The 11,931-nt window shown below is 36.0% G+C and carries 11 protein-coding genes; 7 read left to right on the top strand and 4 right to left on the bottom strand.

What is annotated here, in order from left to right:
* Window positions 1–38: 38 nt before the first annotated feature.
* The 6 genes from VBZ51_RS02330 (at window position 39) to VBZ51_RS02305 (ending at window position 6,681) form a co-directional block, all read left to right on the top strand.
* The gene (locus tag VBZ51_RS02330) at window positions 39–1,325 is read left to right on the top strand and encodes a citrate synthase (protein WP_058103808.1); all 1,287 of its coding nucleotides are present in this window, start codon (window positions 39–41) and stop codon (window positions 1,323–1,325) included.
* A 92-nt stretch (window positions 1,326–1,417) separates the two neighbouring features.
* Entirely contained in the window at window positions 1,418–2,332 is a 915-nt protein-coding gene (locus VBZ51_RS02325) for a dimethylarginine dimethylaminohydrolase family protein (protein WP_074672204.1), read from the top strand.
* 19 nt (window positions 2,333–2,351) lie between these two features.
* The gene (gene ctlX / locus VBZ51_RS02320; protein ID WP_416575950.1) at window positions 2,352–3,281 is read left to right on the top strand and encodes a citrulline utilization hydrolase CtlX; all 930 of its coding nucleotides are present in this window, start codon (window positions 2,352–2,354) and stop codon (window positions 3,279–3,281) included.
* A gap of 106 nt (window positions 3,282–3,387) precedes the next feature.
* Window positions 3,388–3,996 (top strand): hypothetical protein, encoded by a 609-nt coding sequence (locus tag VBZ51_RS02315; RefSeq protein WP_416575949.1) that lies wholly within the window; start codon window positions 3,388–3,390, stop codon window positions 3,994–3,996.
* 9 nt (window positions 3,997–4,005) lie between these two features.
* Window positions 4,006–4,500: a (2Fe-2S)-binding protein gene (locus VBZ51_RS02310; protein WP_058103804.1), complete on the top strand. Its 495-nt coding sequence runs from the start codon at window positions 4,006–4,008 to the stop codon at window positions 4,498–4,500.
* Entirely contained in the window at window positions 4,501–6,681 is a 2,181-nt protein-coding gene (locus VBZ51_RS02305) for a molybdopterin cofactor-binding domain-containing protein (protein ID WP_416575948.1), read from the top strand.
* Here the strand turns inward: VBZ51_RS02305 and VBZ51_RS02300 are convergent.
* The 4 genes from VBZ51_RS02300 to VBZ51_RS02285 all read right to left on the bottom strand — a co-directional run bounded on the left by VBZ51_RS02300 (window position 6,678) and on the right by VBZ51_RS02285 (window position 10,034).
* Window positions 6,678–7,544: a lysophospholipid acyltransferase family protein gene (locus VBZ51_RS02300; protein WP_416575947.1), complete on the bottom strand. Its 867-nt coding sequence runs from the start codon at window positions 7,542–7,544 to the stop codon at window positions 6,678–6,680. The two genes, VBZ51_RS02305 and VBZ51_RS02300, sit on opposite strands and share 4 nt — an antisense overlap.
* A 117-nt stretch (window positions 7,545–7,661) precedes the next feature.
* Complete coding sequence (locus VBZ51_RS02295; protein WP_416575946.1) at window positions 7,662–9,095, bottom strand: SDR family oxidoreductase; 1,434 nt, start codon at window positions 9,093–9,095, stop codon at window positions 7,662–7,664.
* Entirely contained in the window at window positions 9,092–9,607 is a 516-nt protein-coding gene (locus tag VBZ51_RS02290; RefSeq protein WP_305521620.1) for a DUF1648 domain-containing protein, read from the bottom strand. Before VBZ51_RS02290 ends, VBZ51_RS02295 begins: the two co-directional genes overlap by 4 nt.
* 1 nt (window position 9,608) lies before the next feature.
* Window positions 9,609–10,034 (bottom strand): hypothetical protein, encoded by a 426-nt coding sequence (locus VBZ51_RS02285; RefSeq protein ID WP_091606583.1) that lies wholly within the window; start codon window positions 10,032–10,034, stop codon window positions 9,609–9,611.
* A 113-nt stretch (window positions 10,035–10,147) separates the two neighbouring features.
* Between VBZ51_RS02285 and argS the strand changes: the two genes are divergently transcribed.
* Complete coding sequence (gene argS, locus VBZ51_RS02280; protein WP_416575945.1) at window positions 10,148–11,929, top strand: arginine--tRNA ligase; 1,782 nt, start codon at window positions 10,148–10,150, stop codon at window positions 11,927–11,929.
* Window positions 11,930–11,931 lie beyond the last annotated feature (2 nt).

Here is an 11,931-nt window from a genome sequence, read left to right as displayed (position 1 = left end):
TAACTTTACGAGGAGTATTTAAAACGTAAAAATTAAAAATGTCAGACAAAGCTATTTTAGAATATAATGGTGAAAAATATGAGTTTCCGGTAATTAAGGGAACCGAAGATGAACTTGCAATAGATATCAAATCATTGCGTTCAGCAACCAAAGGAATGATAACCATTGATCCGGGTTTTAAAAATACAGGATCATGTGAAAGTGCTATTACTTTTTTAGATGGCGAAAAAGGTATTTTACGTTATAGAGGGTATTCAATTGAAGAATTAGCCGAGAAAGCTGATTTCTTAGAAGTTGCCTATGCTTTAATATTTGGAGACTTACCTAACAAGGAGGAACTGGCAAAGTTTCACAAGGATATTAAAGATGAATCTCACGTAGATGAAGAGATGAAGAAGATATTGGATGGTTTTCCAAAGTCCGCACATCCAATGGGTGTTCTATCATCTTTAACAAGTGCACTAATTGCATTTAATCCTTCTACTGTTGATGTAAGTTCAGATGAGGATATGTACCACGCAATTGTACGTATACTTGCAAAATTCCCAGTTCTTGTAGCTTGGACTTTACGTAAAAAGAAAGGTCTTCCATTAGATTATGGAGATGATAGTTTAGGGTATGTTGAGAACATTCATAAAATGATGTTCAAGCGTCCTAACCAAGATTATAAAAAGAATAAAGTTGTCATTGAAGCCTTAGATAAGTTGTTGATATTACATGCGGATCATGAGCAAAATTGTTCTACAAGTACTGTTCGTATCGTAGGTTCTTCACATGCTGGATTATTTGCATCGTTATCTGCTGGTATTTCAGCTCTTTGGGGACCACTACACGGTGGTGCGAACCAAGCTGTTTTAGAAATGCTTGAAGCAATTGAAGCGGATGGTGGTGACACCAAAAAATATATGGCCAAGGCTAAAGATAAATCTGATCCTTTCAGATTAATGGGCTTTGGACATAGAGTATATAAGAACTTTGACCCTCGTGCAAAAATCATTAAAGTTGCAGCTGACGAGGTATTGGCAGATTTAGGTATTAATGACCCTATTCTTGATATAGCCAAAGGCTTGGAAAAAGAGGCTTTGGAAGATCAGTACTTTGTGGATAGAAAATTATACCCTAATGTTGATTTCTACTCAGGTATTATTTATAGAGCTTTGGGTATACCAACAGAAATGTTTACAGTAATGTTCGCATTAGGTAGATTGCCAGGGTGGATTGCACAATGGAGAGAAATGAGATTAAATGGTGAGCCAATTGGTAGACCAAGACAAGTATATACTGGTGAAAATTTAAGATCTTTTGTCGAACTTGACAAAAGGTAGATTGCTACCGTTAATAAAAAAACAAAAGCTCTTTTATTTTTAAAGGAGCTTTTTTTTGTGCCAAATTTTAATTTTTATTTAAATAAACACATATGTTACAATTAAATATCAATGATGAGATTTCACCTTTAAAGGCAGTGGTATTAGGTATTGCTAAAAGCTCAGGACCTACACCCACTTTAGAGGAAGCTTATGATCCAAAATCCAAGGAGCATATAAAGGCTGGGACTTATCCGTTAGAAGCTGACATGATTAAAGAAATGGAAGCTTTTAGAGAAGTTTTTGAAAAATATGGTGTAAAGGTTTTTAGACCAGAGGTTCTAGAAGATTGTAATCAGATTTTTACTAGAGATATCGCTTTTGTAATAGAAAATAAGTTGATAAAAGCCAACATCTTACCTGATCGTGAACAAGAGGTTGAGGCTATTTTACATGTACTTGATAAAATAGAGGATGACAACATTCTTACACCGCCTGAGGACGTGCATGTTGAAGGTGGTGATGTAATGCCATGGAACGATTATATTTTTGTTGGTACCTATACAGCGGATGATTATCCATCATATATTACTGCAAGAACAAATAAGGCCGCGGTAGAATATTTAGCTAAACAGTTTCCGCATAAAACTATAAAGTCGTTTGAGCTTCGCAAGTCCAATACAGTAGCTAAAGACAACGCTTTGCATTTAGATTGTTGTTTTCAGCCTTTGGGTAAAGGGAAAGCTATTATTCATAAAAACGGATTTTTGGTTGAGGAAGAATACCAATGGTTAGTTGATTTTTTTGGAAAAGAAAATGTTTTTGAAATAGATGCCTTAGAAATGTACCATATGTATAGTAATGTATTTTCTATTTCACCAGATGTTGTAGTATCTGAACGCAACTTCACCCGTTTGAATAATTGGTTAAGAGAACAAGGCTTTACGGTAGAAGAGATTCCGTATGGCGAAATATCAAAACAAGAGGGTTTATTGCGCTGTAGTACTTTACCCTTAATTAGAGTATAATTTAAATAAATGTACCCCTATGCAAATTACTAACACTATACTAATGATTCGCCCTGTGTCATTTAGAATGAATGAGCAAACGGCTGTCAATAACTACTTTATGGAGGATATTGACTTGAAGAATCAAGAAATTAACAAGAAGGCCCAAGAGGAGTTTGATGCTTTTGTGGTAGAACTAAGAAATAAAGGAGTAAACGTAATCGTTATTCAAGATACTAAAGAGCCTGATACTCCAGACAGTATTTTTCCAAATAATTGGATATCATTTCACGCAAATGGTACCGTTGGTGTCTACCCAATGTTCGCAGAGAACAGAAGAAATGAAAGGCGCGATGATATTTTTGATATTCTAGAATCTAACGGTTTTAAGATCAATGATGTTGTTGATTATACTTCTGCTGAAGAGGAAGAGTTGTTTCTTGAAGGCACAGGTAGCATTCTTATAGATCGCGTAAACAAAAAAGCATACTGCGCATTGTCTGAACGTGCAGATGAAGAATTGTTTATTGAGTTCTGTGAAGATTTCGATTTTTTTCCGGTAATATTTACCGCAAACCAGTCTGTAGACGGTAAAAGATTACCAATTTACCATACTAACGTAATGATGGCATTGGCAGAAAATTTTGTAATAATCTGTGCAGATTCTATTGATGATAAGAAGGAAAAAAAGAACGTATTAGATCATCTAAAAAAAGATGGTAAAGAGATTATTACGATTACCGAGCAGCAAATGCATCATTTTGCTGGTAATATGTTGCAGGTTTTGGGTAGCGAAGATAAAAGATATATGGTGATGAGCTCAGCTGCATTTCATAGTTTGACCAAAGAGCAGATTACTAAAATAGAAAACCATTGTTCAATTTTACATAGTTCTTTACATACTATTGAAACCTGTGGTGGTGGTAGTGCCCGCTGCATGATGGCTGAAATTTTTCTTCCAAAAGAATAATGATACTTGTTACCCTATTAAAATAATTAAACTTAATGGGGTAACATTTTTAAACTGTATTCGCTATCTTCATAGAGATTGAAGCTATTTAGAATTCAAAGTCTTTATGAGGTTAAAAGCAATTTATATTTTATTGGCATTCTCTTTTGCAGGATTTATTTTTGTGTGGGCAAGCTCACCTATAATTACTGATTATGAAATTATAGAAGAAAAGGCTCTTTCTAATCAAAATGATGATGACTTCAATACAATGATGAATGTACTTACCCATCAACGTTGTGTAAACTGTCACCCAAATGATCATATTCCCAAACAAGGAGACGATAGTCATCCACATTATTTTGATATGGCAAGAGGTGAAGACGATCATGGTTTTGAGGCTACCAATTGCAATACTTGTCATCAGTCAGAAAATAATGTGAATTCAGGTGTGCCAGGTGCACCACATTGGGCGTTGGCTCCGGCATCAATGGCTTGGGAAGGACTCACTAGAACTGAACTAGCTGAGCGTTTGTTAGATAAAAACATTAATGGCAATAGAAGTCACGCAGCGCTTGTAAAGCATATGACAGAAGATGAGTTGGTACTGTGGGCTTGGGAACCCGGGGTAGATGCGGATGGTGATCCACGTACTTTGCCACCGGTTTCAAAAGAAGATTTTAAAAAAGCGGTAGAAAATTGGTTTGCCAACGGGGCGGTTATTCCTGTAAAATAATATATCTATATGAAAATTTCCTTAACTGTTAACGGAGCTGTAAGATCAATTGATATTGCAGATGATAATACGCCATTGCTTTGGGTCATAAGAGATACGTTAAATTTGAAAGGAACAAAATTTGGCTGTGGAAAAGCGGCTTGCGGTGCATGTACATTACATGTAGATGGAGAGGCAGTGCGTTCTTGTTCGTATCCGGTGAAATTTGCAAATGGTAAAAATGTAACTACCATAGAGGGTTTAGGAAATAGAGATCGTCCACACCCCGTACAGCAAGCTTGGATTGAAGAAATTGTTCCTCAATGTGGCTATTGTCAACCCGGTTTTATGATGGCAACGGCGGCACTTTTAAATAAGGTTCCCAATCCGTCAGATGAAGATATCGATAATAATATTATTAACGTATGCCGTTGCGGTACGTATTATAGAATGCGAAAAGCAATACATAAGGCAGCTAAGTTGCAAGCAAACATGGATATTGAATCAGTTAAAGAGGAGAAGTAAATGTCTGACAAAAAAAATGGTTCAAAAAAAGTATCTAGACGTAAATTTTTAATCAGGGGCGGTCTAGGTGCTATTGGAGTGGTTGCCATTGGTGCCTACATCTTTAGAAACCCGATAAGGCGACAAATTTTAGGTGTGGTAAATTCATTGGAAGCACCTTATACCGACAATACAGACCAGCCTATGGTTTGGTTTGAGGTAAATTCAGATAATACAATAGTATTACACTCTCCTAAAATGGAAATGGGCCAAGGAACTTTTACGGGTATTGCTCAAATGGCAGCGGAAGAACTTATGGTTGGTATTGAGCAAATACATGTGATTCACGCTGCTTCGGCGACAGGTAATGTAGATAGCTTTGCTACTGGCGGAAGTACTTCCATATCTGGATTGTGGCAACCGCTTAGAGAGTTGGCTGCAATGTTACGGGTAATGCTTTTAAATGAAGCTGCTCGCAAAATGAATATAATTGTTGAAGAACTTACCATAGATAAAGGAATCATTTCTGGTGCAGGTGATAAAATGACCTACGCCCAAGTTGCGGAGGGGGTTGTAGATTGGGAGATTCCCGATGTTCCCGTTTTAAAGGATGCTAAGGATTACAAGTATATTGGTAAGCCTATTTCTAGAGTGGATTTAGATGCTAAGGTATACGGAGATCCTATTTTTGGAATGGATGCAGAAATGCAGGGAATGCTCTATGGAGCGGTGGTAAGACCAACTAAAATAGGAGCAACATTTGTAAGTGCGGACATTAAAGAGGCAGAGGGTATGCCCGGTGTTGTTAAGATTATTGTTGAAAATGATTTTGTAGGTGTAATTGCAAATTCTATCATTGAAGCTGAACATGCGAAAGAGGCTATTAAGGTTGTTTGGGAAAGTTATGAGGATTTAAGCACGGCAGATATTATAGGAATGATGACCGTTGGTAATGGTAATTCCATGGTCATACAAAAGAACGGTCAATCACTTGTCGAAGATGATGATTTTGAAACTTTGGAGTTTAGAAGTCCGATCGGTGCTCACGCACAAATTGAACCAAACGGAGTTGTTGCCTATATAGAAGGAGATAAGGCTACCGTTAAAATTTCAACCCAAGTGGTAAGTATTACCAGAAAAGAGGTTGCCAAACGTTTAGATATAGATGTTGAAAACGTCAATATCATACCTACTTATTTAGGAGGTGGTTTTGGTAGAAGATTACATACTCCACATGCGGTGCAAGCTGCTTTAATGTCAAAAGCTGTAGGTAAACCTGTAAAATATTTTTTTAGCAGAAAAGAAGAGTTTCAGCATGATATGTTTCGCCCGCCCACGCACCATGTGATTAAGGGTAAGCTGAATGCGGAGGGTTTTTTAGAAGCTCTTGAACATGATTTCGTAAGTGGTGATGTTGCAACTGATTCTGCTTTAATTCCTAATGCACTAACTAATTTTTTAGGTGCCGATGTAGGTGCTATACGTGGTGGTTTTATACAATATACGGCTGTTCCAAATTTTAAGGCGGTTCATTGGCATGTTACCTTACCATTTGCGACCAGTTGGTGGCGCAGTCTTGGGTTGTTGGCGAATACCTTTGCCATGGAGAGTTTTATGGATGAAATGGCTATTAAGGCAAAGAAAAATGCAGTAGATTTTAGGTTGGTACTAATTGGGGATGATGCCATTGATGTTCGTTTAAAAAACGTTATTCAGGCGGCAGCTGAAAAATCGAATTATACAGAAGATATTATTGGTGGTAGGGCTATGGGTTTTGCAGCTTCTATAGATGCTAATACGCCTTGTGCACAGGTTGCTGAGATTTCAGTGGTTGGCAATGAAATAATTGTGCATAAAGTCACTGTGGCCATGGACCCTGGGTTAGCGGTTAATCCTGATCAGATTCGTGCTCAGTGTGAAGGTTCTGTAATTATGGGTATGAGTGCTGTTTTGTACGAGAAAATGGAAGTGGAAAATGGCGAATTAACACCTACGATCTATGGTCCTTATCAAATGGCTTTAATGAAAAATGCTCCAAAAGAAATAGATGTAGTTTTGTTGCAAGGAAAAGATACGCCGGGGGCAGTGGGCGAACCTCCATTAGGACCAATTGGTGCAGCTATAGCAAATGCGGTTAGAAGATTGACCGGAGAAAGGCTGACCGAATTGCCCCTTAAAATTTCTAAAAATAACCTGAGCTAATAGGTAATACCATCTCTTTTCCACCTTTTGTGGGTCCACAAATATAGTTCTGGATACTTTTGTATGACCTCTTCTAATTTATGGGCATAGGTATCTATAATATTTTGTTCGTCTAAGTTAGATGCGGAATTAACGATTGTTTCAAAGAATAGTTCATACGTGCCACGCTTTATTTTCTTCAAATAAGGGAGGAATATTATGGAATCTGTCTTTTTGGCAATTTTTGCGGCTCCAGTAAAAAAAGAAGTTTGCTGATTAAAAAATTGGGTTTGGGATTTACCGGATTTTCCTAAAGGACTTTGATCTCCAATTACACAATTCATAGAGACTACGTTATTGTTTTTTAAGTGTAATAAGTGTCGGTACCCTTTATCGCTTGGAATACAATGCACATTAAATCGTTCTCGCATTAAAATGAATAAGTCGTTGAAATATGTGTTTGATAAGGGTTTGTATAAAGTATTGCAGTTTACTTCTAGAAATAATGGAACCGTAGTAAGCCATTCCCAATTGCCTTGGTGAGCAGTGTACAGCATTATATTTTCATTATTTTTAAGATGATCGGTCAATTGGGATAAGTTATTGATCTTAAATCTGTTTTCAATCTCACTTGGTTTTATCGTTAATAATTTTATTGACTCGAAGAACATATCACAAAAATGCTTGTAGAATTTTTTTGCAATGCTGTTTATTTCTTTCTCTGATTTGTGAGGAAAAGCAAGATGCAAGTTTTTACACACTACTTTTTTTCTGTAGCCAAGTATATAATACGTTAAAAAGTAAGTAATGTCAGATATCATATATAACATCCAAAAAGGTAGAATGGACAATACATAAAAAGGGAAAAAACGTAAATATTTCATCTTCAAAATATTAAAAGCATTGATCAATACAGCTTAAATAGGTGTACAATACTAGTCGTAAAATGGAAATGAATATTACCTTAAAAAATAAAAAAATAACGCTTTAGCATGTGGAATTTAGTTGTGGTCCGTTTTAGCAATATTACTGATCATGCCGCCAAAAATAAAATAATGAAAGGGCACAATGCTGTACCAGTATAACCTGCCTCGTAATCCTCTAGGTCTAAAGGTTGCGGTTTGGTGCAATATGTTGTTCTCGTCAATTTTAAACTCTAGCCAAGCCTCTCCGGGCAGCTTCATTTCTGCAAACAATAGAAGTCTTTTTGCGTTTTTATCGGCCAATAGAACTCTCCAGAAATCCAATGCGTCTCCAGCGAATATTTTGTCTGGGTGTGTTCTTCCTCTTCGTAATCCTACGCCGCCCCAAAGCTTATCTAAAAAACCCCTGATTTTCCATAGCCAATTTCCGTAATACCAACCGGTTTCGCCACCAATTCTCCAAATACGTTCCAAGACTTCTTCTGAATTTTTTACCTTAATCTGTTTGTAATCTTTGAGTACGCCATATTTTGGAACTTGAATATGTTTTTCAAGGTTTTCTAAAAAACGACCACTGATCATACTGTCTTTCCAACTGCTGATCACTAAATTTTGTTCGATCTTTTTAAAGGCAAGGTCAATGGCCTCTTTGTAGGTATGTGGTTCAATACCAAGTATTTCTTGCAATCTAGTGTCTTTTGCTATGACTTCAATTTTCATGCTATCTACTAGGTTTAACGCTAATTTGTATGAAGTTGAGGTTACAAAATAGAGCCAATATGATGACAATTTTGGAGTCATCACAGGTACTGTCCAAATCCAGTTTTTGAATCCTCGTACTTCGGCATATTTATGCAACATATCTTTATAGGTAAGTACATTTGGACCCGCTATATCAAATGAGTCGTTATAGGTTTTTTCGTGTCCTAGTACGCCGGTTAAAAAGGCTATAACATCTCTTATGGCAATGGGTTGCGTTTTTGTCAACACCCATTTTGGCGTTATCATAACGGGCAGTTTTTCACATAGGTCACGTATAATTTCGAAAGAAGAACTTCCTGATCCTACAATGATACCTGCCCTTAAAACCGTTAAATTATATTTTCCTTGATACAGAATGTCCTCCACATTTTTGCGTGATTGTAAATGTTTTGAGAGTTTTTCATCATTGACAATACCGCTTAAATAAATAACTTGCTTAATATTTGTGTTGTTTACATACTTATTGAAGTTAATTGCGGTTTTTGCTTCCATGTCATCAAAATCTTGGGTAGATGAGCTCATGGAGTGTATAAGGAAGTACGCGGCGTCTATATCCTTTGGTACAATATTTTCTTTAGGTTCTTCTAAAAAATCAATCTCTATGATTTGAATATTACTTCTAATTTCTTTGTCTACAGATAGTCTGCTTTCATCACGAACCGCACAAACAATTTCATATTCCATTTCTAAGAGCTGCGGTAGTAAGCGCATGCCTATATAACCATTGGCACCTGTGAGCAGTATTTTCATTTCTTAGGAGTTTTATACATTTTAAATATGTAAAAAAATGGTATTATAGTTATACTGATTACCGTAACTATGGATAAACTTGAGAATTTAAAACCTAAGTTAATGTCATGTGCTTGTAAAATGATCTCTATGATTATTGGGGTAGCTATAATTGCTATCAATACGTTAATGTAGACCAACATTTTTAAAGATGTTTTATAAATTTCTGGAGCATTTTCATCCGTTACTTTTATAGGGTAGTTCATATTCCATAGATTTATATTTTTAATTACCAGATAAAAAATAAAATAAATTATTGAACTTAAGATTGGAAATGTCCAAATAGTACTTTTGGTACCAAATCCGTCCACCTCTCCTTTATAATTAAAATGAGCGGGAATTATATCAGGTAAATTGGTATAGGATATGCCCACGATAATAAAGTTCATAGCTATAATAAGCCATCCTAAAGTAATTAGCCTTTGTTGGTATTTGGTTAGTTTTATTTTTAGTTTGGGTAAATTTGATGACATATTACAAATCTTCAATTGATGTAGGCGCGTTATCCGCTTTGTAGTCCATGATTTTTTTAAAGAATTTCTGTACCGCCTTGGTGTCAGAGGCCACTTTTATAAAATATTGATCGCGGTAAATGGAGTAAACCGAAGCTTGCCCTTTGTATATAGATAGTTTATAGTAAGGTATGATCAATGCATATGTTTCTAAAAGTGATCTAAACCCTATAATAATTCCATTTGGCCTCATCTCTATATTACAAACATCCCTATTGCTGTCTAATATGAGAAGATTTCTAATTTCAATGCTTGTCTCTGTAATGATCAGTTTTGGTGACCCAATGCCGTTCATGGCCCATCTTTCTTTTAAGGTAAAAGGCTTGCCTACTTCTTCCTCAATTTTTTTAGTGACGGCTTTATTATTGTATGATACGTTTAACAGCATGCAATTTTTTGTACAGTTTTACTAAAGTTAACGAAATACCGCATGAATGCCACATCTGTTTACCCTTAAAGCATAAAAAATCATTAATTTTGCAGGCTTAATTAAACGTTTTGATGAATATTCAAGAGGTACTATCAGTTAAAGTAAAAGAAGCGGTAAAATCTATTTTTGATAAGGATTTGCCAAATGTGGAATTTCAACCTACCCGTAAGGATTTTGAGGGAGATATTACTATTGTGGTTTTTCCAATGTTACGTGTAGTGAAAGGAAACCCAGTGCAAATTGGGGAGCAAATTGGTGCATATTTAGAAGAACACATAGATGAGGTTGCCGGCTTTAATGTGATTAAAGGATTCTTGAATATTGTTATAAACGATTCTTTCTACTTGAATTTTTTCAACTCGATCTCAACCATACCCAATTATGGTTATGTGCAAGATTCGGATGATGCCGTTATGGTAGAGTACTCTTCACCAAACACTAATAAGCCATTACACCTGGGTCATATTAGAAATAACTTATTAGGATATTCCGTTGCGGAAATCTTAAAGGCATCGGGTAAAAAAGTATATAAAACTCAAATTATCAATGACCGTGGTATTCATATCTGTAAAAGTATGGTGGCTTGGCAAAAGTTCGGAAATGGGGAGACACCCGTATCAACCGGATTAAAAGGCGATAAGCTGGTTGGTAATTACTATGTGGCTTTTGATAAAGCTTATAAAGAACAAATAGCGGATTTAGTTGCTAAGGGAATTGATAAAAAGGTTGCTGAAAAAGAAGCTCCTATTTTGTTAGAAGCTCAAGAAATGCTTTTAAAATGGGAAGCTGGTGATCCTGAAACCGTAACCTTATGGAAAACCATGAACGGTTGGGTATATAAAGGTTTTGAAGTTACCTATAAGAATTTAGGAGTAGATTTTGATACGCTATATTATGAAAGTGATACCTACCTTTTAGGTAAAGATGTTGTTGCGGAAGGATTAAAGAAAGGAATATTCTTTAAGAAAGAAGATGGTAGTGTTTGGATCGATTTGACCGAAGATGGATTGGATGAGAAAATTGTTCTTCGTTCAGATGGCACTGCGGTCTATATGACCCAGGATATTGGTACCGCCATACAACGTGTTAAAGATCATCCAGATGTTAATGGTATGGTGTATACTGTTGGTAATGAGCAAGATTATCACTTTAAGGTTTTGTTTTTAATTCTGCAAAAACTTGGTTTTTCTTGGTCAAAAAAACTGCATCACCTAAGTTATGGTATGGTAGATTTGCCTAGTGGGAAAATGAAGAGTAGGGAAGGCACCGTTGTAGATGCCGATGATCTTATGGCAGATATGACCCAGACCGCTGCTAACATTTCTGAGGAACTTGGTAAGTTAGAGGACTATAACGAAGTAGAAAAGCAGACGCTTTACCAAATGATAGGTTTGGGCGCTTTAAAGTACTATATTCTTAAAGTAGATCCTAAAAAGAGAATCTTGTTCGACCCAGAAGAGTCGGTAGATTTTCAAGGTAATACAGGACCTTTTATTCAGTATACCTATGCTCGTATTCAATCTATTTTGAGAAAGGCAGAAAGTATGGGTGTCAATATTTCTGAAGATGCCAAAGTTTCTGAGTTACATTCAAAAGAAAAGGAATTGATCAAACAGCTTCAACTATTTCCAGAGACCATTCAATTGGCTGCAGATAATTTTAGTCCGGCATTGATTGCTAATTTTACCTATGATCTGGTAAAAGAATTTAATTCTTTCTATCAACAGGTTTCCATATTGGGTGAGGTAGATGAAGCTAAGAAAGTATTACGAGTTCAATTATCTAAAAAGGTTGCCCAAGTTATACAAGATGCATTCAAATTATTAGGCGTAGAGGTTCCTGAGCGTATGTAATT

The sequence above is a fragment of the Maribacter sp. HS genome (assembly GCF_048059195.1).
GTDB lineage: Bacteria > Bacteroidota > Bacteroidia > Flavobacteriales > Flavobacteriaceae > Maribacter > Maribacter dokdonensis.
The sequence above is the reverse complement of the archived record's forward strand: the minus strand, read 5'-3'. Positions and strand labels throughout refer to the sequence as shown.